The organism is Kribbella catacumbae DSM 19601 (assembly GCF_000372465.1).
Classification (GTDB): Bacteria; Actinomycetota; Actinomycetes; order Propionibacteriales; family Kribbellaceae; genus Kribbella; species Kribbella catacumbae.
Genome location: NZ_AQUZ01000049.1, coordinates 1 through 25,242, shown reverse-complemented (window position 1 = coordinate 25,242; position 25,242 = coordinate 1). Strand labels below are relative to the sequence as shown.

Annotated in this window: 19 protein-coding genes and 2 tRNA genes; 12 read left to right on the top strand and 9 right to left on the bottom strand. The window is 67.3% G+C overall.

Annotated elements, in window-relative coordinates:
• The first annotated feature begins 11 nt into the window (after nt 1-11).
• Complete coding sequence (locus A3ES_RS0135020) at nt 12-1,364, top strand: ABC transporter substrate-binding protein (protein WP_020391507.1); 1,353 nt, start codon at nt 12-14, stop codon at nt 1,362-1,364.
• A 28-nt stretch (nt 1,365-1,392) separates the two neighbouring features.
• On the top strand, nt 1,393-3,141 hold the full coding sequence (locus A3ES_RS0135015; protein WP_020391506.1) for a glycoside hydrolase family 35 protein: 1,749 nt from the start codon (nt 1,393-1,395) through the stop codon (nt 3,139-3,141).
• A 1,081-nt stretch (nt 3,142-4,222) separates the two neighbouring features.
• Here A3ES_RS0135015 and A3ES_RS0135010 read toward each other — a convergent pair.
• From A3ES_RS0135010 to A3ES_RS0134995, 4 genes are all read right to left on the bottom strand, one after another.
• On the bottom strand, nt 4,223-5,233 hold the full coding sequence (locus A3ES_RS0135010; RefSeq protein ID WP_020391505.1) for a 2-dehydropantoate 2-reductase: 1,011 nt from the start codon (nt 5,231-5,233) through the stop codon (nt 4,223-4,225).
• Nucleotides 5,234-5,244: 11 nt separating this feature from the next.
• Entirely contained in the window at nt 5,245-7,011 is a 1,767-nt protein-coding gene (gene gcl / locus A3ES_RS0135005; protein WP_026163491.1) for a glyoxylate carboligase, read from the bottom strand.
• A gap of 8 nt (nt 7,012-7,019) precedes the next feature.
• On the bottom strand, nt 7,020-7,835 hold the full coding sequence (locus tag A3ES_RS0135000) for a hydroxypyruvate isomerase family protein (protein ID WP_040456296.1): 816 nt from the start codon (nt 7,833-7,835) through the stop codon (nt 7,020-7,022).
• Between the two features lie 353 nt (nt 7,836-8,188).
• Nucleotides 8,189-8,626: a MarR family winged helix-turn-helix transcriptional regulator gene (locus A3ES_RS0134995; RefSeq protein WP_020391502.1), complete on the bottom strand. Its 438-nt coding sequence runs from the start codon at nt 8,624-8,626 to the stop codon at nt 8,189-8,191.
• Between the two features lie 47 nt (nt 8,627-8,673).
• Here A3ES_RS0134995 and A3ES_RS0134990 point away from each other — a divergent pair, with 47 nt between their 5' ends.
• Both A3ES_RS0134990 and A3ES_RS0134985 read left to right on the top strand, forming a co-directional pair.
• Nucleotides 8,674-10,071: an MFS transporter gene (locus A3ES_RS0134990; protein WP_020391501.1), complete on the top strand. Its 1,398-nt coding sequence runs from the start codon at nt 8,674-8,676 to the stop codon at nt 10,069-10,071.
• A gap of 223 nt (nt 10,072-10,294) precedes the next feature.
• Complete coding sequence (locus tag A3ES_RS0134985) at nt 10,295-10,498, top strand: cold-shock protein (RefSeq protein WP_026163488.1); 204 nt, start codon at nt 10,295-10,297, stop codon at nt 10,496-10,498.
• Nucleotides 10,499-10,546: 48 nt separating this feature from the next.
• On the opposite strand, the gene A3ES_RS0134980 is transcribed toward A3ES_RS0134985, so the two are convergent.
• From A3ES_RS0134980 to A3ES_RS0134970, 3 genes are all read right to left on the bottom strand, one after another.
• Nucleotides 10,547-11,032: a GNAT family N-acetyltransferase gene (locus A3ES_RS0134980; RefSeq protein WP_020391499.1), complete on the bottom strand. Its 486-nt coding sequence runs from the start codon at nt 11,030-11,032 to the stop codon at nt 10,547-10,549.
• Between the two features lie 70 nt (nt 11,033-11,102).
• Nucleotides 11,103-11,471: a M23 family metallopeptidase gene (locus A3ES_RS0134975; RefSeq protein WP_020391498.1), complete on the bottom strand. Its 369-nt coding sequence runs from the start codon at nt 11,469-11,471 to the stop codon at nt 11,103-11,105.
• 33 nt (nt 11,472-11,504) lie between these two features.
• A complete protein-coding gene (locus A3ES_RS0134970) occupies nt 11,505-14,729 on the bottom strand; it encodes a tetratricopeptide repeat protein (RefSeq protein WP_020391497.1) in 3,225 nt (1,074 codons plus the stop codon).
• Between the two features lie 153 nt (nt 14,730-14,882).
• On the opposite strand from A3ES_RS0134970, the gene A3ES_RS0134965 reads away from it, so the two are divergent.
• The 4 genes from A3ES_RS0134965 (at nt 14,883) to A3ES_RS56840 (ending at nt 17,365) form a co-directional block, all read left to right on the top strand.
• Nucleotides 14,883-15,785, top strand: a complete 903-nt coding sequence (locus A3ES_RS0134965) for a class I SAM-dependent methyltransferase (protein ID WP_157630906.1) — start codon at nt 14,883-14,885, stop codon at nt 15,783-15,785.
• A gap of 48 nt (nt 15,786-15,833) precedes the next feature.
• Nucleotides 15,834-16,442: an oligoribonuclease gene (gene orn, locus A3ES_RS0134960; RefSeq protein WP_020391495.1), complete on the top strand. Its 609-nt coding sequence runs from the start codon at nt 15,834-15,836 to the stop codon at nt 16,440-16,442.
• Nucleotides 16,443-16,493: 51 nt separating this feature from the next.
• A tRNA-His gene (locus A3ES_RS0134955) sits at nt 16,494-16,566 on the top strand.
• Between the two features lie 667 nt (nt 16,567-17,233).
• Nucleotides 17,234-17,365, top strand: coding sequence for a hypothetical protein (locus A3ES_RS56840; protein WP_272944659.1), 132 nt, complete (start codon nt 17,234-17,236; stop codon nt 17,363-17,365).
• Here the strand turns inward: A3ES_RS56840 and A3ES_RS0134945 are convergent, their stop codons facing one another.
• Nucleotides 17,366-19,129: an aminotransferase class V-fold PLP-dependent enzyme gene (locus tag A3ES_RS0134945; RefSeq protein WP_020391493.1), complete on the bottom strand. Its 1,764-nt coding sequence runs from the start codon at nt 19,127-19,129 to the stop codon at nt 17,366-17,368.
• A gap of 93 nt (nt 19,130-19,222) precedes the next feature.
• On the opposite strand from A3ES_RS0134945, the gene tenA reads away from it, so the two are divergent.
• From tenA to A3ES_RS49480, 4 genes are all read left to right on the top strand, one after another.
• Complete coding sequence (gene tenA, locus A3ES_RS0134940; RefSeq protein ID WP_020391492.1) at nt 19,223-19,888, top strand: thiaminase II; 666 nt, start codon at nt 19,223-19,225, stop codon at nt 19,886-19,888.
• Nucleotides 19,888-21,441 carry a phytoene desaturase family protein gene (locus A3ES_RS0134935; protein WP_020391491.1) on the top strand — a complete coding sequence of 518 codons (1,554 nt, stop codon included), beginning with the start codon at nt 19,888-19,890 and terminating at the stop codon, nt 21,439-21,441. The genes tenA and A3ES_RS0134935 overlap by 1 nt, the downstream gene beginning before the upstream one ends.
• Before the next feature lie 69 nt (nt 21,442-21,510).
• A tRNA-Lys gene (locus A3ES_RS0134930) sits at nt 21,511-21,586 on the top strand.
• A 271-nt stretch (nt 21,587-21,857) separates the two neighbouring features.
• Entirely contained in the window at nt 21,858-23,285 is a 1,428-nt protein-coding gene (locus A3ES_RS49480) for a helix-turn-helix domain-containing protein (RefSeq protein WP_020391490.1), read from the top strand.
• Between the two features lie 422 nt (nt 23,286-23,707).
• On the opposite strand, the gene A3ES_RS0134915 is transcribed toward A3ES_RS49480, so the two are convergent.
• Nucleotides 23,708-25,117, bottom strand: a complete 1,410-nt coding sequence (locus A3ES_RS0134915; RefSeq protein WP_020391488.1) for an IS1380 family transposase — start codon at nt 25,115-25,117, stop codon at nt 23,708-23,710.
• Between the last annotated feature and the right edge of the window lie 125 nt (nt 25,118-25,242).

Genomic DNA, 25,242 nt, shown 5'->3' with positions numbered 1-25,242 from the left:
AGGGAAACATCATGAAGACCAGTCATCGGCGCAGCCTGCGGAAACTCGTCGCCACCTCCGCCGCAGTCACGGCCGCGTCGGTTCTGCTCGCCGCCTGCGGTGGTTCGGACACCGCGGGCAGCAGCTCGGAGCCGTCCGGCTCGCCGGATGCCGTGAAGGCCGCACTCGAGAAGGGCGGCACCATCACCTACTGGAGCTGGACGCCGTCCGCCGAGGCTCAGGTGAAGGCGTTCCAGACGGAGTACCCGAACGTCAAGGTGAACTACGTCAACGCCGGCACGGGTAACGACCACTACACGAAGTTGCAGAACGTCATCAAGGCCGGTTCGGGAGCACCGGACGTCGCGCAGATCGAGTACCAGGCGCTGCCGCAGTTCGCGTTGCCGGGTTCGCTCGTCGACCTGCGTCAGTACGGCTTCGACAGCTTCCAGTCCGCCTACACGGCGTCGACCTGGACGGCAGTGCATGCCGGTGAAGGTCTGTTCGGCTTGCCGCAGGACTCGGGACCGATGGCGCTGTTCTACAACAAGGAGGTCTTCGACAAGTACAGCATCGCAGTACCGAAGACCTGGGACGAGTACGTTGCCGCTGGCAAGAAGCTGCATGCTGCCGACCCCAAGAAGTACATCACCAACGACGCCGGTGACGCCGGCTTCACCACCAGCATGATCTGGCAGGCCGGTGGCAAGCCGTTCAAGACCGACGGAAAGAACGTCACCATCAACCTCGCGGATGATGGCACGAAGAAGTGGACCGGGGTCTGGGACCAGCTCGTCACGGGCGGTCTGGTGTCGAGCATCCCGGGCTGGACGGACGAGTGGTTCAAGGGACTGGCTGACGGCAGCATCGCGACCCTCCCGATCGGCGCCTGGATGCCGGGCGTGCTGGAGTCGTCGGTCAAGGGCGGCCTCGGCAAGTGGCGGGTCGCCCCGATGCCGACGTACGACGGACAGCCGGCCACCGCGGAGAACGGCGGCAGCACCCAGTCGGTCCTCGAGCAGAGCGCGAACCCCGCGCTGGCGGCCGGCTTCGTGCAGTGGCTCAACCACGACGGCGGCGTGAAGCCGTTCCTGGCCAGCGGCGGCTTCCCGTCGACCGTTGCCGACCTCAAGGATCCCGCCTTCGTCGACAAGCCGAGCGCATACTTCGGTGGCCAGCAGATCAACCAGGTCCTCACCGGCGCGGCCAGCACGGTCGTCAAGGACTGGAGCTACCTGCCGTTCCAGCTGTACGCGAACAGCATCTACGGCGACACGGTCGGCAAGGCCTACCAGGCCAAGTCCGCCCTCGACCCGGGACTCAAGGCCTGGCAGGACGCGCTGGTGAGCTACGGCAACCAGCAGGGCTTCCAGACCAACGGCTGAGTCCCTACCCCCGCGCAGAAAGAGAAGCATGTCCGACTTCACGATCGGTGAGTCCGATTTCCTCCTCGACGGTGCGCCGTTCCGGATCCTGTCCGGCGCGCTGCACTACTTCCGGATCCACCCGCAATCCTGGGCGGACCGGATCGAGAAGGCCCGCCTGATGGGGCTCAACACCATCGAGACCTACGTGCCGTGGAACGCCCACAGTCCCCGGCGCGGCGTCTTCGACACCACGGGAATGCTCGATCTCGACCGCTTCCTGCGGCTGGTGGCCGAAGCCGGGATGTACGCGATCGTCCGCCCCGGGCCCTACATCTGCGCGGAGTGGGACAACGGCGGCCTCCCCGCCTGGCTCTTCCGGGAGCCGGGCGTGGGGGTCCGCCGGCACGAGAAGCAGTTCCTGGCAGCGGTCGAGGAGTACCTCCAGCAGGTACTGCGAATTGTCGAGCCGCTCCAGGTCCAGCAAGGCGGCCCGGTGATCCTCGTCCAGGTCGAGAACGAGTACGGCGCCTTCGGTGACGACCAGGTCTACCTGAAGGCAGTGGCCGACATGATCGGCCAGGCAGGCATCACGGTGCCGCTGGTCACCGTGGACCAGCCGGTCGACGAGATGCTCGAGGCCGGCGGCTTGCCCGGCGTACTGCGTACCGCGTCCTTCGGTTCGCGCAGTGCCGAGAGGCTGGCCACGCTGCGGGCCCACCAACCGTCGGGACCGCTGATGTGCATGGAGTTCTGGGACGGGTGGTTCGACCACTGGGGCGGTCCTCACCACACGACGTCGGTCGAGGATGCGGCCGCGGAGCTGGATGCGTTGCTGGCGGCGGGCGCGTCCGTCAACGTGTACATGTTCCACGGCGGCACGAACTTCGGGCTGACCAACGGCGCCAACGACAAGGGCGTCTACCGGCCGACGATCACGTCGTACGACTATGACGCGCCACTGGATGAGGCAGGCAACTTCACTGCGAAATTCCACGCCTTTCGGGAGGTGATCTCGCGCTATGCGGCTGTGCCGGCTCTGGCCTCTGACCCTGTGGAGCCGGCGCCGGCGTTCTCCGTCCTGCTGGGCTCGCCGATCTCGCTGCCTGTTAACGGCCAGTGGACCACGCACGAGTCGCTGCCGACCCTCGACGAGTTGGATGCCCAGGTCGCGATCTACCGGACTGAGCTCTCTGAGCTCTCTGAGCTCTCTGGCGAGGGTCCGGCTCTGCTCGATGTCGGGGAGATCCGCGACCGCGCTCAGGTCTATCTCGACGGTCACCCGGTCGGCGTGCTCGAACGCGAGAACCACGACCGCGCCATCCTGCTCCCCCACGGCGGCCGCCTGGAGTTGGTTGTCGAGGACCAGGGCCGGGTCAACTACGGACCTCGTATCGGCGAACCTAAGGGGCTCATCGGCCCTGTCCTGCTGGACTCGGAACCCGTCACCGACTGGTCGACCTGCGCTATCGACCTCGACAGCATCCCCGGCTTGTGGGAATCAACCGAGGGCCAGGTTCGCCCGTCCCCCGGCCCGACCGCTTGGCGGGCGACCTTCTCGGCCGACGCACCCGCCGACCACTTCGTGAGAACCGATGCCTGGGGCAAGGGATTCGTCTGGGTGAACGGCTTCTGCCTGGGCCGCTACTGGCGGCGGGGTCCGCAGCACACGCTCTACATACCTGCGCCTGCCATCCGCCAGGGATCCAACGAACTGATCGTCCTGGAGCTGGACACGATGGCGGATCGGACGGCTCGGTTCGTCCCTGGCGCTTCGCTCGGCCCGCTCGAGCTCTGACCCCTCGAATGGCCGACTATGTCCCGACCGACAGGACATAGTCCTCGAATCGGCCCGGGCAAGCGTTTGCGAGGCCCGAAAATCGCACTATGTCCTGTCGGTCGGGACGGCATCCGCGACTCGCTCACCCTCATGATGAGCGATACCCCCCACCCGACTGCACACCAACCACACGGCCGGCTGCCTGCCCCGACCACCGCCGCCTGTGCTCAGCGGCGACGCAGGAGCCGCGCACTGCGAGACGCGACGCAGGAGCGACGAGCCCGCGCGGCTGCACGTCGACACCGGGCCACGCCGGCGGTTGCGTGCGCCGCCCACCGCAGCCAGTGTCCAGCGGCGACGCAGGAGCCCCGCGTACTACGAGACGCGACGCAGGAGCGGCGAGCCCACCGCGGCCGCCTACCCGATGACCGGACCGAGCACCGCCACAATCGTCGCCGGCGGCAACCGCCTCGCAGTACCCGATGCCACCGCTGGCATCCCGATCCGCCACCCCGGTCCGGCGACGCGGACCTGCACGCACACCCAACTCCAACGGCAAGTGCTAACCACGGCGTGTCGCCGGCCAACCTCAACCCTGTGCGTGCGTGCGCGACCATCCACCCCCACCGCGCAAGCCGCCGCGACGACAGGAGCGGCGAGCCCGCCCACGCGGCCGCACGTCGACACCAAACCCACGCCGACGGTTGCGCGGCCCGACCACCGCCGCCTGTGTACTGCGGCGACGCAGGAGCCCGCGCCTCAGCGCCGCGCACGCCCTTGTGAACCCCTGGATTGTCCCGACCGACAGGACATAGTCCTCGAATCGGCCCGGGCAAGCGTTTGCGAGGCCCGAAAATCGCACTATGTCCTGTCGGTCGGGACGGCATCCGCGACTCGCTCACCCTCATGATGAGCGATACCCCCCACCCGACTGCACACCAACCACACGGCCGGCTGCCTGCCCCGACCACCGCCGCCTGTGCTCAGCTGCGACGCAGGAGCGGGAGTAGGCGACGGAGGAGCCTGCGTACGGCGTACAAGGTGGAACAGGTGGGTCCGGAGGGGCCTGGCAGGGCACGCGGCTCCGGACCCACCTGGCTCAGACGGCCCTCGCCGCCGTCGGGGCGTGGGCGATCGGTGGGATGCCGACCTTGGTCGAGAGGAGGTCGGTGACCGCGTGGACCGCGCGGAGGGTCGGGGCCTTGGTGCCGGTCAGGTCGGCCAGTTCCACCACCGCGGCGAGGATCACGTCGAGCTCGAGTGGCTTGTCCTTCTCAAGGTCCTGGAGCATCGAGGTCTTGTGCTCGCCGACCCGCTCAGCCCCGTCGATCCGCTTGTCCACGGAGATATCAGGCGAACAGCCGACAGCGGCGGCGATCTCCAGTGTCTCCTCCATCATCAGCCGGATCATCGCGCGGGTGCCCTCGTGCTGGGCGATCTCCACCATCGTGGCGCGGGCCAGCGCGCTGATCGGGTTGAAGGCCGCGTTGCCGAGCAGCTTGATCCAGATGTCCTTGCGGATGTCGGCCTCGACCGGGCACTTCAGCCCGCCCGCGATCATCGCCTCGCTGAACTCCAGGCATCGCTCGGACTGCCCACCGCCCGGCTCGCCGATCGAGAACCGGGTGCCCTCCAGATGCCGTACGACGCCCGGCCCCTCCAGCTCGGTCGAGCAGTAGACGACGCAGCCGATCGCGCGGTCGAGCGAGAGGACCCGGGTCACCTCACCACCCGGGTCCACCGACTCGATCCGGCGGCCCTCGTACGGGCCCGGCAGGCCGTGGAAGTACCACCACGGGATGCCGTTCTGGGCGGCCACCACGGCCGTCTTGTCGTGCAGCAACGGCCCGATCAGCGGACCGCAGGACGCGTACGAGTTCGCCTTCAGCCCCAGGAAGACGACGTCGACCGGCCCGATCTCGGCCGGGTCGTCGGTGGCCGGCGTACGGGCCACCCAGTCACCGCGCGGGCTCAGTACTTCGACGCCCCGCTTGCGGATCGCCGCCAGATGGGGGCCGCGGCCAACCAGATGCACCTCGGTACCGCCGCGGTGCAGGGCGGCGCCGACGTACGCGCCGATCGCCCCTGCGCCCAGAATCGCAACCTTCATGCGCAGGACTCCTAGTCTCGTAGGCCGGAGGAGGTCGGGATCGGGTTGGGTACGTCGTCGAGCTCCTCGAACTCGATCACGTTGTCGATCTCGGTCCCCATCGAGACGTTGGTGATGCGTTCCAGGATCACCTCGACCATGATCGGCACCTGGTGCTCGACCATCAGCTTCTTCGCCTGTTCCAGGGCGGGCAGGATGCCGTCCGGCTCGAACACACGCAACGCCTTGCAGCCAAGGCCTTCGGCGACCTTGACGTGGTCGACGCCGTACCCGTTCAGCTCCGGGGTGTTGATGTTGTCGAAGGCAAGCTGTACGCAGTAGTCCATCTCCAGCCCACGCTGCGCCTGCCGGATCAGCCCGAGATAGGCGTTGTTCACCACCACGTGGATGTACGGGATGTTGAACTGGGCCCCGACCGCGAGCTCCTCGATCAGGAACTGGAAGTCGTAGTCGCCCGACAACGCCACGACGGTCGCCTCAGGATCCGCGACCGCCACGCCGAGCGCCGCCGGACCGGTCCAGCCGAGCGGACCCGCCTGGCCTGCGTTGATCCAGTGCCGCGGCCGGTACACGTGCAGCATCTGGGCCGCCTGGATCTGCGACAACCCGATCGTGGACACGTACCGGGTGTCCGGTCCGAAGGCCTTGTTCATCTCCTGGTAGACCCGCTGCGGCTTCACCGGCACGTCGTCGAAGTCGGTAGGCCGTTGCAGCGTCCGCTTGCGTTCGCGGCAATCAGCCGTCCACTCGGACCGGTCCTTGAGCGGAGCTTTCTCCCGAGCGAGATGGATCAGTACTTCGAGCGCCGCCTTCGCGTCCGACGCGATGCCAAGATCCGGCGCGAACACCCGGCCGAGCTGAGTCGGCTCGATGTCGATGTGCACGAACTTGCGCCCGGCGCGATAGGTGTCGAGTCCACCCGTGTGCCGGTTGGCCCACCGGTTGCCGATCCCGATCACCAGGTCCGAGGCGAGCAACGTCTCGTTGCCGTACCGATGGGACGTCTGCAGGCCGACCATCCCGGCCATCAGCCGATGGTCGTCCGGAATCGTCCCCCAGCCCATCAACGTCGGCACCACCGGTACACCGGTCAGCTCGGCGAACTCGACCAGGAGGTCCGCCGCGTCGGCGTTGATGATGCCGCCACCGGCCACGATGAGGGGGCGCTCCGCCTCGGCCAGCAACTGCAGGACCCGCTCGGCCTGCGCGACGGTGGCTCGCGGCGTCGCGATCGGCAGCGGCGCGTACAACTCGGGGTCGAAGTCGATCTCGGTCAGCTGGACGTCGATCGGCAGGTCGATCAGCACCGGTCCGGGACGACCGGTCCGCATCAGCTGGAACGCCTTCTGGAAAGCGCCCGGAACCTGCGCGGCCTCGAGTACGGTGACGGCCCACTTGGTCACCGGCTTCGCGATCGACTCGATGTCGACGGCCTGGAAATCCTCCTTGTGGAGCTTCGCGACCGGCGCCTGCCCGGTGATGCACAGGATTGGGATGGAGTCGGCGCTGGCCGAATAGAGCCCGGTGATCATGTCGGTGCCGGCGGGACCCGAAGTACCGACGCAGACACCGATGTTGCCTGCCTTGGCGCGGGTGTAGCCCTCGGCCATGTGCGAGGCGCCCTCGACGTGCCGAGCCAGGACATGTTTGAGCTCACCCTGGGCGCGGACGGCGCTGTAGAACGGGTTGATGGCCGCGCCGGGGAGGCCGAACAGGTTCGTGATACCTTCGCGACGGAGAATCTCCACCGCCGCGCGGGCGGCAGTCATTCGTGGCATACCAGCTCCTAGTCGGTCGGTGCGCTCCAGGCGAGGCTTTCGGTACTGGTCGTGCTGGGCTTGTACTCCAGTCCGATCCAGCCGTCGTACCCGGCGGCTTGGAGCTCACCGAGGTATTGCTCGATCGGGATCTCGCCGGTACCGGGTTCGTTGCGGCCCGGTGCGTCGGCGATCTGTACGTGGGCGATGCGGTCGGCGTACGTCGTGATCGCCTTGCTCACGTCATCGCCGTTGACGGTCAGGTGGTAAAGGTCGGCGAGCAGCCCGAGGCTGGTGACGCCGGCCTCGCGTTCGACCCGGGTGATGACGTCGACCGCATCGGTTGCCGTCAGCAACGGATAGCGCGGGGCTCCGCTGACCGGCTCGACCAGGACGGTCGCGCCGAAGGAGCCGGCCGCGGTACCGGCCAGGGCTAGGTTCTCGACGGCGAGCTCGTCCTGCTCGGCGGGGGCGATGCCGTCGACGCGGTTGCCGTACAACGCGTTGAAGGCGCGGCAGCCGAGGCGTTCACCGATCCCGAGCGTCACCGCGATGTTGTCGCGGAACTCCAGCGAGCGCTGCGGCCACGACACCAGGCCGCGATCGCCGGCCGGCAGGTCACCGGCGGCGAAGTTCAGTCCGGTCAGCTGAACACCGGCGTCGCGGATCGCGCGTTCGAACGCGTCGACCTCGGCGTCACCGGGCAGCGCGGTGTCGAACGGCCACCAGAACTCGACCGCCTCGAAACCGGCGGAACGGGCGGCCTGGGGTCTTTGCAGTAGGGGTAGCTCGGTGAACAGGATCGAGCAGTTGACGGCCATGCGATAGCCGCGCGATCTCTCCATGGGTCCCACCTTCCGGAGGGGCTTGGTATACCGCATACAGTAGGCCGGGCACCTGGAGGGGTCAAGACATGACCAAGCTCACATTTCCGATGACTTGATAGCCCTTGCCTAACAAGAGTTTTCGGGAAAGCGCTCGCCGAAGGCGCGTCCGTCCCGACCGACAGGACATAGTGCCGATTTGTGGGCTCGCGGACTGTCGACTGAGGCGGGCCGGTCGCGCGACGAAAGACTATGTCCTGTCGGTCGGGACACTCGGCGCACAGTTGCGGTGTGGCTGGTGCCGGACTCGTCGGGCCCGGGAGGCGCGGCTAGGGGTGATCGAGGATCACCCCCAACGACTACGCACACACGCCTCAGGAATGGGTCGAGCGCATTGCCTGGGCGAGCTCTTCTAGTGCTGGGAGTGCAGTGATGATCGTTTGAGCTGACTCGGCCGGGATCTGATCGAGGCAGGTGCCGATGGCGGTGGTGCGGAGGAGTTTGACGCGGTCGTGCAAGTGACGGCCGGCGTCGGTGGCTTCTACCCGGATGGCTCGCAGGTCGTCCGGGTTCGCGTCGCGCTGGATCAGGCCGAGTTCGGTCAGCTTGCCGACCACCCGGGAGAGCATGGTCGGGTTCAGCCCTTCCAGCCGGGCCAGCTCGGTCAGGCCGAGCGGGCCGCGGACCGCGATCAGGCCCAGGACAGACGCCTGGGTCGGCGTCAGCCCCTCGCCGGTGGCCGTGGCATTGAGCTCGCGCGCGAGCTTGGAGATCACGCCGCGGAGCTTGCTCAACGTCTCGATGTCGGTCATCTCAACCCCTTTATTGCCTGCTGGCAAGCAATGTAGCCTGTACATCGATGGAACCGTCGAGTTCAGCGCAGCGATCCGCCGACCCGGCCGCGGATGAGCCGCTGGCCCACCGGCGGATCGTCTTCGGCATCGTCTCGATCGCCCTGCTGATGGCCTCGATCGATCAGACGATAGTGGCGACCGCGCTGAATGCCATCCGCGGCGACCTGGACGCGCCGCTCACGTGGAGCGGCTGGACGATCACCATCTACGGCCTCGGCCAACTGATCGTGATGCCGCTGGCCGGCCGGCTCGGCGACCAGTTCGGCCGCAAGCGCGTCTTCCTCGGCGCCGCCGTGCTGTTCACCGTCGCCTCCCTGTGCTGCAGCCTGGCCGACAACATCTATCTGCTGGTGCTGTTCCGCGCCTTCCAGGCGATCGGTGGCGGCGCCTTCATGCCGACCGCGACCGGCATCGTGTCCGAGCAGTTCGGCCGCGACCGGGACCGTGCGATCGGGATGTTCACCTCGATCTTCCCGCTCGGCGGCATCCTCGGCCCGATCATCGGCGGCGTGATCGTCACCTACTGGTCCTGGCGGGAGATCTTCATCGTCAACGTGCCGATCGGCCTGCTGCTGATCTTGCTCGGCCTGCGTTTCATCCCGGGCGGCCAGCCGAAGACCGTGGCGCGCGTCGACGGCACGGGGGCGGTGCTGCTTGCGCTCACGATCCTCTTCGGCATGTACGGGATCAGCACCCTCGGCAGCAGCGGGCTCACGGACCCGATCTTCATCGCCGCGGAGGTGATTGCGGTCACGCTCGGCGTTCTGTTCATCCGGCACGCGAACCGCCACAGCACCCCCTTCATCCCTGTCAACCTGCTCCGCGGCCACGGCTTCGGCGCGATGAACGCGATCAACTTCCTCTTCGGCGCCGCCGTCCTGGGCTTCGGCGCCCTGGTCCCCCTGTACGCCGAATCGCGCTACGGCATCGCGCCGCTCCAGGCCGGAACGTTGCTCACGGCAAGGGCTGTCGGGATGGTCTGCGTCGCCGGCCTGGCCGTCTTCGCGCTGCGCCGGACCGGGTACGGGGCGCCGATGATCGGCGGCTTCCTGCTCGTCGCCGGTGGGATGACGGTGATGGCCCTGGCCCCGCATGGCCTTACGCCGTACGGATGGCTGGCCCTCGCCGCGGGGATCACCGGCGTCGGCATGGGCCTGTCCATCCCCGCTTCCAACAACGCCGGCCTGCAACTCGCGCCGGATCAGATCTCGGCGATCGCGGGCCTGCGGGGTATGTTCCGGCAATCCGGCGGCATCGTCGCTGTCTCGGTCACCACCACCGTTCTGGCCCACGCCGGCAACGGCGGGCTGGCTCAGGCGCACAGCTTCCTGGTCTTCGCCGCCGTCCTGCTGCTGATCATCCCGCTGACCCTGCTGGTTCCGGACCACCGCGGCTCGTGGTGATTTTTCCGGCCGCCGTACCGGGTGCGGGCCGCCACGGTGTGCTACCGTTTCTGACGGTTGCAGTTTTGCAGTTCCCGGTTTGTTTTTGAAACGCCCGCGGATTTGTGATCCGCAGGGCGTTTTCTCATTTCTGGGCCAAGGTCCGGTGTGGGAGGGCTCGTTCAGCAACCAGGGGACCGGCGACCGCCGGGACCTGTTACCCGCCCCACACAAGGAGCAGATCATGGCTAGCGGAACAGTGAAGTGGTTCAACGGCGAAAAGGGCTTCGGCTTCATTTCTCAGGACGGCGGCGGCGCCGACGTCTTCGTGCACTACTCGGCGATCGCGGCGGACGGCTACCGTTCGCTCGATGAGAACCAGAAGGTCGAGTTCGACCTGACCCAGGGCCCGAAGGGCCCGCAGGCGGAGAACGTCCGCCCGGTCTGAACCACCGCTTGAGCAGGCCCGGCCGTTTCGGCCGGGCCTGTTCTGCGTCTACCGGACCCAGAGATACTCGCCGTCCTCCACCAGGTCCGTACGGCGAAGTCCGGCGGCAGCCGCGACCGTGGCAGAGGCAGTGTGGTCGGGGTGGACGTGCGCAACGATCCGCTGCGCACCATGAGCCTCTAGCCAGGCGACCAGAGCGACCGCTGCCTCCCTCGCATAGCCGCGACCCTGCCAGGCTGTCCCCAGCACCCAGGCGATCTCCGCCTCGTCACCGATGACAGTGGCCTGCACGTAGCCGACCAGCTCGTCGTCCTGCAGCGTGCTGATCACCCAGTTGAGCCACGACTCCCCCGGGCGCCCAGGGCCGGCTACCTGTCGCCGGTAGCGCTCCGAGAGCTCCTCAGCCGTCGGCGGCTCGCCACCGGTGAACGTGTAGAGCTTGGGGTCCGAGAGCACCTTCGCCATCGTTTCGGCGTACTCGACGCGCAGCGGCAGCAGAGCGAGCCGCTCGGTGCCGAACCTGGTCGCGATCATCTATGCACGGTAGCGGCGAGCGGCTCGGCCGCTCCCTCCACGGCCGGCCCGCCCGACGCCACCTCCCCCTTCACGGGTGCAGCCGGGTGTTCGGATGCAGGTCGAACCGTGGGTTGCGGTGGTCTCCTGCCCCGTACGGCGTGACGCGCTCCTCGTAGTGCAGGTGGGGCCCAGTCGCCATGCCAAGGCGATCCCCTGTCTCGACCGTGTCGCCCTGACTCACCTCCAGCTCGGTCAGGTGACCGTAGAAGTGCCAGATCGCGTTGGACTCGACCACCACCTGCCCGTCCGACACCCGGACGACGACGCCGGCCAGAGTGGCCCGGATCGGCGTACCGGCGGCGGCGCGGTAGTCACGGCCCGTGTGGAGACCGTGCTGTGCGTCGCCTGCGACCCCGAACTCGCAGGTCACGTCCACGTTGTGTACCGGAGCTGCCATGGCTTGAGCGTGCGGACAAACCTTCAGACAGTCTTAAACCCGGGCCGGCAGGGCCGGGTACGGCGCCGGTTCGACCTCCAGCTCGGCCATCCGCTGGATGTAGGTCCGGTAGGCGCGCCTGGCCTCTCCGTGGGCTCCACTCCCCTGGAAGGCGGTCACCAGGCCCAGATGCGCGCGTTCGTCGTACTGGTCGCGCTGGAGGATCCGCAGCAGATACCCGGCAGCCGCGTCGGGGTCTGCCTTGCCGCGCTCGGCAAGCACCCGCGCCACTCGGACGTAGAGCGCTCTGGCCTCCTCACGCATCCCCGCGGCCCAGTCGGCGTACACATCCTCCTCCAGGAAGTCCCCGCTGTACGCCGCCTCCGCTGCGCGCAGTACGGGCAAGCTGTTGCCGTCCAGGCCGCTACGTGCGTCGTGGAGGAAGCCCTCGACGTCTACCGAAGTCTGGTCGCCGTCCAGCCAGATGGTGGCGCGGTCGGCTCCGACGAAGCAGTCGGCCGGGTAGCGCTTCTCGGGGTCGAGCACAGAGCGCACTGTCGACAGCGCGACCGACAGTCTGGGTGATGCGACTGATTCGCCCTGGTCCGGCCAGAGGAGATCCAGGAGCTGCACCCGCGCGACCGGTCGGCACCGGCGGGCTACCAGGATCTTCAGGAGGTCACGGGCCTTCTTGGACGGCCACTCCCCCAGCTGGATCGCCTTGCCGTCCCGTAGTACGCGGAAGCCGCCGAGGCACTCGATGCGCACCGGAGCCGGTCCCGTCTGCTGACTGGCCGCCAGTGCCGCTGCGGCGTACCGGGTGGCTCCGGCTGCCAGGAACTGCTGGTGAGCCCGCAACGCCAACTCCCGCCCTTCAGGACCCGGCGTACGCCGGGCCAGCATCAACTCGGCTCGTGCCTCTCCCAGCGGATCGCCCAACTCGCGCCGGATGTTCAGTACTTCGTGCAGCACCTCGCCGCCGTCAGCTGCCGCGTATAGCTCGAGTGCATCGGCCAACCCTGCTCGGTCGCGGCGTCGACGGCAGAGCGCGGCCGATTCCTCTGCAGCAGCGGCAGCATCTGCCTTGTTGCCCGCGTGCAGTGTCACCCAGCCAAGCCCTACAAGCGCACCCGACTGTCCAAGGACCGGCCCGTAGGCCACTGCCTGCCTCGCGATCTCTGCAAGCTCCGCAGCCCGCTCGGGCTCCTCTACCGCCAGGACTCTGGCAAGGCCGGCCAGCGACGGTACAAGCGACTGCATGTCCTTGGTGTCGTCTGCCATGGCTATGGCTTCCTCGTAGCACGCCCTGGCCATCGCCCGGTCCCCTCGCTCGCGGTAGACCTCCCCCAGTACTGCGAGCGGCTGCGCGACCCGTTTCGACTCCAGCTTCTGGTAGAGCGCCCGCGACGCCTCTAGCTCGCCGATTGCCTCGTCCAGCCGGCCAAGTCGCAGTAGCGCCTCGCCTCGGTTGTTCAAGGCCAGTGCTCGGAACACTGCGAAGCCGGCGCGGTCGGCCAACTCCAATGCGACCTCCAGCTCCTCCAGGCCAAGCGTGTAGTCACCCTCGCCGATGTGGTGCGAAGCACGGTTCACCCTGATGCGAATCGACTGCAGCAGGTCACCAGCGCGCCCCGCGTGCTCCAGCGCCCGCACGTAGTGGGACGCGTTGCCGCGTGGATCACTGTCGACCGCAGCAAGCATCGCCAGCACCGTGTGCACGATTGCCAGCGCCCGATCGTCGCCGGACACCTTGGCGGACACCTCTGCACCCGCGATCAGTTCACGGCACTCGTCGAACTCGCCACGCAGCCAGTGCGCTCCTGCCCACCAGGCCTGCAGCAGTGCTTCGTCAGCGGGCTGCTGCCCGTCGATCCGCCCTCGCCGATACATGGCGACCGCTACGTCCGTTCGGCCGCGCAGGTGATGGATCAGGCCCAGCCGCCAAGCAATGGCGACCGGGATCTCGCCCTCCGGCTCGATGATCCGGTCGAAGCAGTCCTCCGCGCCCTGCCAGTCCCCGAGCACCTGCCGTGCTTCACCCTCCAGCTGGTCCATCGCGGCATCCCGCAGCTCCTGCGGCAGGGCGCTGATGGCCACAACGACCGATTCGGCCAGGCCGCCATTCACCATGCCCTGCCCTCGCTCGGTGAGCATTCGGGCCACATGGGCCGGGTCTACGGCTTGGTAGCAGGCCAAAGCGTCCCGCTGCTCGCCGACGGACTCGAACCACTGCCCGGCTTGCAGAGTCAGCTCGTCCATCCCGAGCTCGTTCGCGGACAGCCGGTCGATGGCGAAGTCCCGGACGAGCGGATTGAGCTCATAGCCATCCACGTCACCGGCCGAGACGAGCAGGCCTCTAGTACGGAGCTGATGCAGGGTCTCCGCACTCTCGGTGAGCCCTACCGCCTGACAGAGCTCCGCACTGAACTTCGGCAATACGGCCACCGCAGCGACCAACCGGCGTACGGACTGAGGCTCTGCTGCGAAGACCTCCTCGGCCAGGTAGTCGTACAGCGGGCCGTCCGACCGCAGAGCCCGCCGCAACCGTCCCTGCCGCTCCGGGGCCGGCACTGTCCGCAGTGCCTCAACAGCGAGCCGCACCGCAGCCGGCCACCCCTGTACTGCGGCCTGCAACGGCTCAGCAAGCCCTTCAGCCCCTTCACCCAGTACTACGTCCAGCACGGCGAGCGTCTCCTGCACGGTAAAGGCCAGCGCCGTCGCGTCGATCTCTAGCACCTGGCCGCGACCGCGCAGCCGGTCGATACCGAAGGGCATCGCCGTGCGGGACGCCACTACGAGATGCAGGGAGGGCGGTGCTACCCGCACCAGGCCCTCGATCAGTCGGGTCGCCGGGTCACCGGGGTTGAGCTCGTGGAGGTCGTCCAGCACGAGCACCACGTCGCCAGTGAGGTTCTGTTCGAGCGCGTCGGCCAGCAGGGTGGCGTACGCGAGTGCTCTGGTCCCCTGCTCCGCGTCAGCGTCGGGGCCACGCGGTCCCTGGAGTTCAGCGGTCAGTACTGCCGATAGTGCGGGCACCTGGAAGCGCAGGGTGTCGACCAGGCCGGTGACCATCGCAGCGAGCGAGCGGTCCTCCGCACGGACCGTGTACCACGCGCAGGGATGCTCAGCGGCCCAGGAGCCGAGCAGTGTGGACTTGCCGAAGCCGGCGTCGGCTACCACCGTCAAGAGGCGGCGACGCGAGCCCTCACTCAGTAGCTTGGTCAGCCGCGGCCGCGCGACAGTCCCCTCTACGGCCTCCCGGTCCCCAGTGCCCCGCATAGCCCCACCTCCCGTTCAACCCCCCGGCTGTTGAACAGGACAGCACTGTGGGTAGTGACACCGCAACCGTGTTAGCCCTGAACTCGGCGGGAGATTTGCCGATTCCGCAAGGAAGGATGTCCTGGGTAGGGCGGGAAATACATGATGGACCGCATGATCGAGATCAATTGGGCGGAGCAGGCCGGGCACCTCCGGCAGAACGCGACCGGCGACGCGAGCTGGAACGAAATAGTTGCCTCGGGCCTGGTACGGCCGACCGACAAGCTGGCCGTCGATGTGGGGTGCGGTGCCGGCGGAATGGCGAAGGCGCTGGCTGCGGCGATGCCTGCGGGCACCGTGGTCGCTATCGACGCCGACGCCGACGTACTGGAGGAAGCGCGGGCCCATACTGCCGGTGCCGTGCGCTGTGAGCTGGTTTCGATGGATGACGGACCCGAACCGTTGCGGGCGGCAATCGGCGCTCCGGCGGACCTCATCTGGGCTTCGGCCTCCGTACACCACGCAGCCGACCAGCAAGCCGCCATCGATGCGCTGATGTCGCTACTGGCGCCGGGAGGTCGCCTGGCCCTCGCCGAAGGTGGCCTGCCGTCCCGCTGCCTCCCGTGGGATCTCGGTCTCGGCGAGCCCGGGCTGGAACTCCGCCTGGACCTGGCCCAGGACCGCTGGTTCGCAGCCATGCGCGATGCGCTTCCGGGATCGGTGCCGATGACCTACGGCTGGACCGATGCCCTCAGCCGAGCAGGACTGGTCGACGTGACTACCAAGAGTGTCCTGACAGAGAAGCCGGTACCGCTCTCCGATGCGGACCGAGCCGACGTCGTCGCGGGCTTCCAGCATCGGATCGAGCGGCTCACGCCCGGCGCTACCCAAGGTCATGGGCATGGACATGGGTCTGAGCTCCCCGGGGAATTGGCGCTGCCGGCTGCGGATCTGGCCATCTGGCAACAGCTGCTCGACCCCGCAAACGAGCACTACCTCGGCCGGCGTACGGACCTCGCGGGGCTGTCCGTGCGGAGCATCCACATCGGCCAGACCGACCGCCACGCCCGGACTTGACGCTGCCGGGCGCGACGCTGTCGGCGGGTCGCCGTAAGGTGGGTCCTCATGAACGACCGGCTGGTGTGGATCGACTGTGAGATGACCGGGCTCGATCTGGCGAAGGACGCCCTGATCGAGGTCGCGGTGCTGGTCACCGACTACGAGCTCAACGTGCTCGGAGACGGGATCGACCTGGTGATCGCGCCACCCCCGGAAGCCCTGGAGCAGATGGGCGACTTCGTCCGCGACATGCACACCGGCTCCGGGCTGCTCGACGAACTGCCCAACGGCATCGCGCTCGCCGACGCCGAACAGCAGGTCCTCGACTTCATCTCCGGCTACGTCAAAGAACCGCGCAAGGCCGCGCTGGCCGGCAACTCGGTCGGCACCGACCGCACCTTCCTGGTCCGCGACATGCCCAAGGTCGAGTCGCACCTGCACTACCGCAACGTCGACGTCAGCTCGATCAAGGAACTCGTCCGCCGCTGGTACCCGAGGGTGTACTACGCGACGCCGGCCAAGACCGGCAACCACCGCGCCCTGGCCGACATCACCGAGAGCATCTCCGAGCTGCGGTACTACCGGCAGACCGTTTTCGTACCCCAGCCAGGCCCCGACACCGACACCGCGAAGGCCGCCGCCAGCCTGGTCAACGCCCCGATTTCAGGTAACTGACCTTCATCGCTATGATTACCGAGCCGCGCTGATCCAGGCGGTGAGAACATGGTGGGTATAGCTCAGCTGGTAGAGCACCTGGTTGTGGTCCAGGGGGCCGCGGGTTCAAGTCCCGTTACTCACCCGAAGGCGACGGCGATCCATGCTCGCGGACAGCGCGAGCCTGGGTCGCCTTCGCTATTTTGCGCGTCGCTTCGCTCCGCGCGGGTGGGGGCTTCGCCACCCACACCCCCCTTGTTGTGGCTGGCTTCGTCTGTCNCCTTGTTGTGGCTGGCTTCGTCTGTCACTCGCCTTGTTGTGGCTGGCTTCGTCTGTCACTCGCCTTGTTGTGGCTGGCTTTGTCAGTTGCTCGCCTCTCGTCTTCTCGGTTTGACTGAACAACTGGGTTTGGGCGGGTCTGGTTGGTTTGGTGGGTGGGGGCTGGGAGGATCCGTGGGGTGAAGGCTTCGGGGAGTGTTTGGGTTGGGTATGGGGTTGCTGTGGTGGTGACCTTTTTGGTGGGGGTGCTTTCGTTCAGCGTGTTTGTGTTGGCGAAGGTGTTTGGGGGGTCCGAGGCTGACGAGGAGTCGGTGCCGGTGCCTCGGGGGGTTGCTAGTTCTCCGGTGGTGCAGGTGGTTCGGCCTACTGCTGCTGCGGTGATGGACGTTTATGCGGTGAAGGCGAATCAGTTGGTGCTGATTGTCGCTACGCCTACGGGGTGTGCTCAGAAGGTGCGGGCGGTTGCGTATGCCGAGGGGGCGGGTGCGGTCGGAGTACGGGTTACTCAGAGGGTTTATCGGCGTGGGTGTTCGATGACGGCTGAGCCTGTGCTTGTTACTACCAAGGCGCCGGTTGGTGGGCGGACGTTGCTGGTCAACGGGGTGCCGTGGACTCGGGTTGCCGGCGGTGGCTACGAAGAGGGGTTGCGGACTTCTACTCCGTAGTCAGCGGGTGGTGGGGGCCAGGCAGCCGGTGGGGAGGTCGAACCATCTCAGGTGGTCGAACTCCGCGTTGACCGTTGCCTCGTTGTGGTCGTCGGCTTGCTGACAGGCGGAGAGCAGGTCCCTGGCTTCGGCGAGGTAGGTCTCGAGGGCTGACTCGGGGGCGGTGTCGTGGTGGCGGGGGTAGCGGAGTTGGCCGTCGGCGTCGTAGCCCAGCTGGGACAGGCGCATCGGTGGCTCCACCGGGCCGCGGTAGTGCTTCCAGAGGCCGCTGGCCGGGTCGAAGCGGTAGTCGCTGAGGAGGCGCCAACCCTCCTGGGCGACCAGCTTGACCGCCTCCACGACGTACGAGAAGACCGCCTCGGAGATGAAGTAGTTGAAGTTGACCCGGACCCAGCCGGGCTTGATCCCCTCGCAGCCGTGCACGATCTCGTCGGCGAACTCATGCGACTTCTCCAGGTCGATGCCGAGCAAGAGATGTCCGTACGGTCCCGCGCACGAACAGCCGCCGCGGGATTGGATGCCGAAGAGGTCGTTCAGAAGCGCGACGACGTAGTTGTGATGCAGGTAGCGGCCGGACGGCGCCTTGATCACGAACGACACGATCGACAGCCGCTCGGCGTCCAGGTTGCCGAGGATCTGGATACCCGGCTCGTGCCGCCAGGACTCGACCGCGCGGCGCAGGTACGCGTCCTCGTGCGCGCGGATCACGTCGATCCCGACCGCCCGCTTGAGCTGGAACACCAGGCCGGCCCGGATCGACTCGATGATGGCCGGCGTGCCGCCCTCCTCGCGATGGACCGGGTCGTCCAGGTAGCGGTGCTCGGTCGGGTTCACGAACGCGACCGTGCCACCACCCGGTACGTCGGGAACGCGGTTGCTCAGCAGTTCACGCCGGGCCACCAGCACGCCCGGCGTACCGGGGCCGCCGATGAACTTGTGCGGGCTGAGGAAGATCGCGTCCTTGTAGGCCAGCGGATCCGCGTCGCGGCCGCCGTACATGTCGATCTCGATGTACGGCGCGGCGGCGGCGCAGTCCCAGAACGACAGCGCGCCGTGCCGGTGCAGCAGCGCGGCGACCCGATGGGTGTTGCTGACGATGCCGGTCACGTTGCTGGCGGCCGAGAACGAGCCGATCTTCAGCGGCCGTTCGGCGTACTCCGCCAGCTTGCTCTCCAGCTGCGGGATGTCGATGTGACCGTCGTGGTCCTGCCCGATCACCACGACGTCGGCGATCGACTCGCGCCACGGCAGCTCGTTCGAGTGGTGCTCGTACGGGCCGATGAAGACGACCGGCCGTTGCTCCGGCGGAATCGTGTCGATCAGGTGGTACTCGTCGTCCAGCCGGGCCGGGATGCGCAGGCCGAGCACGCCGATCAGCTTGTCGATCGCGCCGGTCGCGCCGGAGCCGCAGAAGATCACCGCGGTCTCGTCGTCGCCGCCGACGCTGTCGTGGATGATCTTGCGCGCGTCCTCGCGCAGCCGGGTGGTCTGCAGGCCGGTGCCGCTGGACTCGGTGTGGGTGTTCGCGTACCGCGGCAGGACCTCCTCACGGATGAAGTCCTCGATGAAGCTGAGAGCCCGGCCTGACGCGGTGTAGTCGGCGTACGTCACCCGGCGTGGCCCGTACGGCCCCGGCATCACCTGGTCGTCACCGATCACCGACCCACGGATCCGGGCCAGCAGCGCGGTGTCCGGCGGCATCGTGTGACGGCCACCGTCCTGGTCAGCGGCGATGCCGGTACGGCTCTCCCCCTGCATGGTCATGGCGCCAGAGTACGACCGCTGAGTGATCTTCGTCGCGTTTAGCTGGAGGGCCTGGGCACTAGGGTCGGTCGCAGCCGAGCATGAGGAGCAGGGATGACGTTTTCCGAGGAACTGTGGGATTCCGGCGCCACCAAGGTGTACGCCGAAATCGTCCGGCATCCGTTCATCACCGGGCTGACCGACGGGACCCTGAGCCGGGACGCGTTCCGTTACTTCATCGTTCAGGACAGTCACTATCTGCGCTCGTACTCCCGTGCACTCGCCCTGGTCGCCGCACGTGCCGTGGACGAGGACGCGGTCAGCATGTTCGCCCGGCACGCCGCCGATGCGATTGAGGTCGAGCGGGAGCTGCACAGCTCGCTGCTGGGCTCACTAGGCCTCACCTCTGCCGACGTCGACTCAATCGGGTCCGGGCCGACTACAACGGCGTACATGTCCTATCTGACCGCCGTGTGCGCCACTGGGACGTACGCCGAGGCAGTGGCGACTGTGCTGCCCTGCTACTGGATCTACCGCGACGTGGGGCGGGAGCTGGTCAAGCACTCGTCGCCGGACCCGGTCTACGCGGAGTGGATCGCCGCATACAGCTCCGAGGAGTTCGATGCGGTCGTAGAGTCGGTGCTGGCGGTGACGGACCAGCTCGGCGCCGAGGTAGGCCCAAGTGAACGCGACCGTTGCCACCGGCACTTTTCCGCTACGACCAGGTACGAGTGGATGTTCTGGGACGCCGCGTACCGCGAACTGGATTGGCCGGTCTGATGAAGGACTTCTACGACGTCGTGATCGTCGGCGGCGGCCACAACGGCCTCGTCGCGGCTTCGTACTTGGCCGGTGCCGGGCTGAGCACGCTAGTACTCGAGCAGCAAGGTCATACCGGCGGCGCGGCCGTCAGCCAGCAAGTGTTCCCGGGTGTCGATGCCCGGCTGTCGCGGTACTCGTACCTAGTCAGTCTGCTGCCCGACAAGATCGTGGCCGACCTAGGCCTCTCCCTAGAGCTCCGCTCGCGCTCAGTGGCGTCGTACACGCCGGTACGCCGGGACGGGCGCGACCTGGGCCTGATGGTCGAGCGGCCCGAGGGCGCGACCACGCGGGAGTCCTTTGCGGCCCTGACCGGCAGCGACTCGGAGTACGAGGCGTGGACGGCCTTCTACGGCTCGGTGGCGTCACTGGCGGGTGTAGTCGCCCCGACGCTGCTGGAGCCACTCGCCTCGGCTGCAGAGCTCCGCAAGCAGGTAGACCCGGCTCTGTGGGAGGCGCTGGTGGAGCGGCCTTTCGGTGAGGTTGTGGAGCGTCTGTTCACCGACGACACCGTGCGTGGCGTTGTGGCGACCGACTCGGTGATCGGCACCTTCGCTGGGCTGCATGACGAGTCGCTGATTCAGAACCGCTGCTTCCTCTATCACCTGATAGGCAACGGCACCGGCGAGTGGCGCGTACCCGTCGGCGGCATGGGCGCGGTCACCGACGCACTGGCCGCGTCTGCCCGTCGCGCCGGCGCCTCCCTGGTCGTCGACGCGTCTGTCACCTCTGTCGACGCCGATGGCACGCGCGCCGCGGTCACCTGGATCGGTGGTGACGGTGAGCGATCCGTCGACTGCTCCTACGTGCTAGCCAATGTCGCTCCGGCGACGCTCGCTGCTCTGCGTGGGCATCCCGTCGTGGACAAGCCCGAGGGGTCGCAGCTGAAGATCAACCTGCTGCTCTCCCGGCTCCCCCGGCTGCGTTCCGGTGACGACCCGGCCCGGGCGTTCGCGGGCACCTTCCACATCGATGAGGACTACAGCCAGCTCGAGACGGCGTACCGGTCGGCTGCTGACGGCTCGCTGCCATTGGTGCCGCCGTCCGAGGTCTACTGCCACTCGCTCACCGACCCGTCGATCCTCAGCCCCGCATTGGTTGCCTCCGGCCACCAAACACTGACCGTCTTCGGCGTCCACTTCCCCGCGCGCTTGTTTGCCTCCGACAACGACACGGCCCGGACGGAGTCGGTACGCCGGGTGCTGGCCGGGCTCGAGTCGTACCTGGCAGAACCACTCGAACCGTGCATCGCTCGCGACGCCGACGGCAACCTCTGCATCGAGGCGAAGACCCCGCTCGACATCGAGGAATCGGTCGGCATGCCAGGCGGCCACATCTTCCACGGCGACCTGCAATGGCCCTGGGCAGACGACGAAACCGAAGCCGGCCGCTGGGGCGTCGAGACCGACGTCGCGAACCTCCTGATCTGCGGCTCCGGCGCCCGCCGCGGCGGCGCGGTCAGCGGCATCGCCGGCCACAACGCAGCCATGGCAGTCCTCGAGCTCCGCCCCTGAACAACCGATTTCGTATCTACCCAAAACCCCTGCTACGATCCTCTTCGTTCGAAAGCAACAAAAGAACATGCGCCGCTAGCTCAATTGGCAGAGCAGCTGACTCTTAATCAGCGGGTTCGGGGTTCAAGTCCCTGGCGGCGCACCAACACCGAGGCCCGGGCAGACATCGCAATCTGTTCCCGGGCCTTTGTGTTGCCAGCGCACCCTTTACGCACCCCTTTGGCGTCCGGCCCGTTCCGGCCGCACAGCGGCGCCCTCCTCTACGAGCTGCGTCGACCGCCGACTCCAGCCCGGCGATCTTCATGTGATCGTAACTGTGCGTCATCTCTCATCGTTTCGCATCGTCCGTGCAACCCCGGATCTTCCACCGGACCAGCCGTTGAGCAGCCAACCATCGAACAGGTTGGAGGCTTGAGATGGCGAGACCACCTCTACCCATCGGAACCTGGGGTGACGTCCGAACCCAGGTCATCAAGACGGACGACGACGGCAACGCGATCAGCCACCGGGCGCAAGCGAAGTTCCGAGATCATGACGGTCAGGTCCGACTGGTATCAGCATTCGGCAAGACCCCGACGGCAGCCAAGAACAAGCTGCTGATCAAGCTCAAGGACCGCGCCAAGACCGGCCAATCCGGCGAGCTCACCGCGATGCACAAGATCAACCACCTCCTCGACCTCTGGATAACCAAGTTCAAGGAACAGATCGCCGACGAAACGCGCTCCCCCACCTCCCTGGACACCTACCTACGGGCCATCAGGAACCACATACGCCCCGCCCTCGGCGAACTCCGCATCGGCGAGGTGAACACACCCCGCGTCGACACAGTCATCTCCAAGATCAAGAAGAACACCGGCCCTCCGACAGCGAAGACCTGCCGAGCCATCATCTCCGGCATGATGCAGCTCGCCGTCCGCTACGGCGCCATCACCGTCAACCCGGTCCGCGAAGTCGAAAGCATCGAACACCCCGCCAGGAAACCCGCTCGGGCCATCCAAGCCGACGAGGTCACGCTCCTCCGCAAGCACCTGAAAGCCGACGAGGCAGCCGTCCACGCCGACCTCCCCGACCTGGTCACCTTCATGCTCGGCACCGGCGCCCGCATCGGCGAATCCCTCGCCGTCCTCTGGTCCCAAATCGACCTCGACGCAGCCACCGTCGACATCACCCACACCATCGTCCGCATCACGGGCGAAGGCCTCATCCGCAAACCCGTCAAATCGAAGGCAAGCAACCGCCAGGTCGGCCTCCCCAACTGGCTGATCGCCACCCTCCGCACCCGAGCCGCCACCGGCATCCGCCTCGACGCCCCCATCTTCACCGACACCATCGGCGGCTACCGCGACCCCAACAACGTCCGCCGCTCCCTACGCGCAGCCCTAGCCCCCATCGGCAGCACCACCCGCCGCGACCTAGGCCAAGCCCTCCGCGCCGCCCGCCGAGGAGCCGGCCTCTCCCGCGAGGAGGTCGCCAAAACCCTCAACTGGCCCAAGACCAGAATCCAACTCATCGAAACCGGCCGCATCAAGGTCGACCGCACCATGGCCACAACACTCCTCCGGGCCTACGCCCCCACCCCCGAGACCACCGAATCCCTCCTCGCCCAGGTCGACCAGGCAGCCGCCCCAGTCCCCACCGACACCCTCACCTGGATCACCTCCCACGCTTTCCGCAAAACCGTAGCCACCGCCCTCGACGACGCCGGCCAAACAGCACGCGGAGCCGCCAACCAACTAGGCCACTCCCGCATCTCCATGACCCAAGACCACTACTACGACCGCAAAGCCCCCAACCCCGCCGCCACAAACGCCATCCAACAAGCCTTCGAAGACCCCGATCTCTAGAAATGCTTGCCAGGTTGCGACCCCAACATGTCCCAGTACTACGCCGAAGACTCAGCCCGCTTCACCGGCACCCGCGACCTCAACCTGGTCCGCGAACTCAACTCGGACCAGGCTTCGAAATCTGGCTCAAACTCCGCGCGAATGAAGTGAATGCAACCGTCAACTGACGTTCGTCAATTCTGGGAGCGGCGGCTCGGCCAAGCAATCCGAGCCGCTGACCAAGCCAGCGATCCGCTCAGCGTTTCGCAGCGCTAGCCCGGATCTTTCGTGACTCTGTCGCGGGCGGCGGCTCGCGGCTTGGTGGCCGGTTTCGGGGTTGATTCTTGCAGGTGGGTAGGACAGTGGCCCGAGTGTCGTCTCGGGTGGGCGCCGGTTCCAGGGGCCGGGTCTGTTTCGGTTGCTGTGATGGGTGGGGTGTTGTTTTAGCTGGGCGCGGTGAGGGTGTGGAGCCTGGTGAGGCCGGTGTGCAACACCGTGGTCCAGGCGCCGTTGCAGGCGAGGTGCACGATGGTGCGGCGGCCGGTCCGGGCGAGCCTGGCGGCGGTCGAGAACAGTCGCAGGCGTAGGCGTTTGGGCTCCCAGCGGCGAGCCTCGTGGGTGGTGCCGTCGGCGTCGGTGAACGCGAGTAGCTGCATCCAGGTGGTGAGTTCGCAGGCCAGAGCGACGATCGCGCACCAGATCTGATTCTGGTCGAAGTCGTGCAACGGGAGGTTTCTGAGTCCGGTGTCCTTGGCGCAGCGGATGCGGTCTTCGGCGCGTGCCCGGCGGCGGTGGCGTAGTTCGAGGTCGGCGAGTTGTCCGCGGGCCGTGTTGGTCGCGAACGCGGTGATGCGGTGTCCGTCGATGTCGGTGAGGCGCAACTGGGCGCCGGGGTGGGGGCGTTCTTTGCGGACGATCACCCGCATCCCGGCCGGCCACTTCGACAAGTTGACCAAGGCGGTGACGTCGGCGACCCAGGCGCCGTCACGGACCCGGCCATCGCTGTCGATCGCCGGTGTCCACGCCTGCTTCGGGATCCGCGGCAGGGCTTGGGCGAAGTCATCGGGCAGGGTGAACCCGACCGAGTACGACAGCCGCTGCGCCACGATCCAGTCGAGGAACTCGTGGGTGCAGCCGGCCGAGTCGGTACGGATCAGCACCCGGCGCCCCGGCCGCGTCCCCGACCGGTGTCCGGGGAGTTGTTTGAGAGCGTCACGGACCACGGCGATATGGTCAGCGGCCGTGTTCGAGCCGGCGTTCCCGGGCCGCAACCTGATCGCCAGCGGTTCACCAGACCCGTCAGATCCGTGGTCGACGAACGCGCACAACGGATGGAATCCGTAACCCCGCTTGAAGGTTGGCGCCGCGCCTTGCTTATCCGAATGCGCACCCACCAGCGTCGCGTCGAGGTCCACGATCAACGGATCCTCGCCATCGCGTCCGGTGTCCGGTGCGTGCTCACCGGCCAGCGCCCACACCCGCGCCCGGGCAGCAGCCCGCGCAGCGTTGATCGCCTTCAGCACCGCCTCGACGTCGCCGGCCAGCGCATCGACCGTCCGCGACACCGTCGGGTCCGAGGCGACCGGACCGAACAGGCCCGGTTCACCACGCAGCACCGCGATATCGGCCAGACAATCCCCACCCAACCCGAGCATGATCGCGAGATCGGCGATGACCTTGGCCGGATCATGCCTGGCCAACGGCTTACGCCACGGCACCAACGCCCCCGACAGCTCCGTGACCAGGCCACTGGCCCGGACCGCCTCGGTCAGCAACAAGCCACCGGCCTGCGACACCACACCCGATCCGGCCGCATCAACGCGGACATACGGATACAACCCAGTAGTCTTCACCTCGAAGGTGCTCCTCGACTTCGCACGACATGGTCCTAGACAAACCACATCGTCGCTGGTCAGGAGCACCTTTCAGTTCAAGGACACAGCCTCCGCCTCAACAGCCGTGAAAGCCCCGGGCTAGC

Excerpts from the sequence above, each read along its gene's own strand:
- A3ES_RS0135020 (WP_020391507.1), top strand. The coding sequence starts at position 12 with ATGAAGACCAGTCATCGGCGCAGCCTGCGGAAACTCGTCGCCACCTCC.
- A3ES_RS0135015 (WP_020391506.1), top strand. The coding sequence starts at position 1,393 with ATGTCCGACTTCACGATCGGTGAGTCCGATTTCCTCCTCGACGGTGCG.
- A3ES_RS0135010 (WP_020391505.1), bottom strand. The coding sequence starts at position 5,233 with ATGAAGGTTGCGATTCTGGGCGCAGGGGCGATCGGCGCGTACGTCGGC.
- gcl (WP_026163491.1), bottom strand. The coding sequence starts at position 7,011 with ATGCCACGAATGACTGCCGCCCGCGCGGCGGTGGAGATTCTCCGTCGC.
- A3ES_RS0135000 (WP_040456296.1), bottom strand. The coding sequence starts at position 7,835 with ATGGAGAGATCGCGCGGCTATCGCATGGCCGTCAACTGCTCGATCCTG.
- A3ES_RS0134995 (WP_020391502.1), bottom strand. The coding sequence starts at position 8,626 with ATGACCGACATCGAGACGTTGAGCAAGCTCCGCGGCGTGATCTCCAAG.
- A3ES_RS0134990 (WP_020391501.1), top strand. The coding sequence starts at position 8,674 with ATGGAACCGTCGAGTTCAGCGCAGCGATCCGCCGACCCGGCCGCGGAT.
- A3ES_RS0134985 (WP_026163488.1), top strand. The coding sequence starts at position 10,295 with ATGGCTAGCGGAACAGTGAAGTGGTTCAACGGCGAAAAGGGCTTCGGC.
- A3ES_RS0134980 (WP_020391499.1), bottom strand. The coding sequence starts at position 11,032 with ATGATCGCGACCAGGTTCGGCACCGAGCGGCTCGCTCTGCTGCCGCTG.
- A3ES_RS0134975 (WP_020391498.1), bottom strand. The coding sequence starts at position 11,471 with ATGGCAGCTCCGGTACACAACGTGGACGTGACCTGCGAGTTCGGGGTC.
- A3ES_RS0134970 (WP_020391497.1), bottom strand. The coding sequence starts at position 14,729 with ATGCGGGGCACTGGGGACCGGGAGGCCGTAGAGGGGACTGTCGCGCGG.
- A3ES_RS0134965 (WP_157630906.1), top strand. The coding sequence starts at position 14,883 with ATGATCGAGATCAATTGGGCGGAGCAGGCCGGGCACCTCCGGCAGAAC.
- orn (WP_020391495.1), top strand. The coding sequence starts at position 15,834 with ATGAACGACCGGCTGGTGTGGATCGACTGTGAGATGACCGGGCTCGAT.
- A3ES_RS56840 (WP_272944659.1), top strand. The coding sequence starts at position 17,234 with ATGACGGCTGAGCCTGTGCTTGTTACTACCAAGGCGCCGGTTGGTGGG.
- A3ES_RS0134945 (WP_020391493.1), bottom strand. The coding sequence starts at position 19,129 with ATGACCATGCAGGGGGAGAGCCGTACCGGCATCGCCGCTGACCAGGAC.
- tenA (WP_020391492.1), top strand. The coding sequence starts at position 19,223 with ATGACGTTTTCCGAGGAACTGTGGGATTCCGGCGCCACCAAGGTGTAC.
- A3ES_RS0134935 (WP_020391491.1), top strand. The coding sequence starts at position 19,888 with ATGAAGGACTTCTACGACGTCGTGATCGTCGGCGGCGGCCACAACGGC.
- A3ES_RS49480 (WP_020391490.1), top strand. The coding sequence starts at position 21,858 with ATGGCGAGACCACCTCTACCCATCGGAACCTGGGGTGACGTCCGAACC.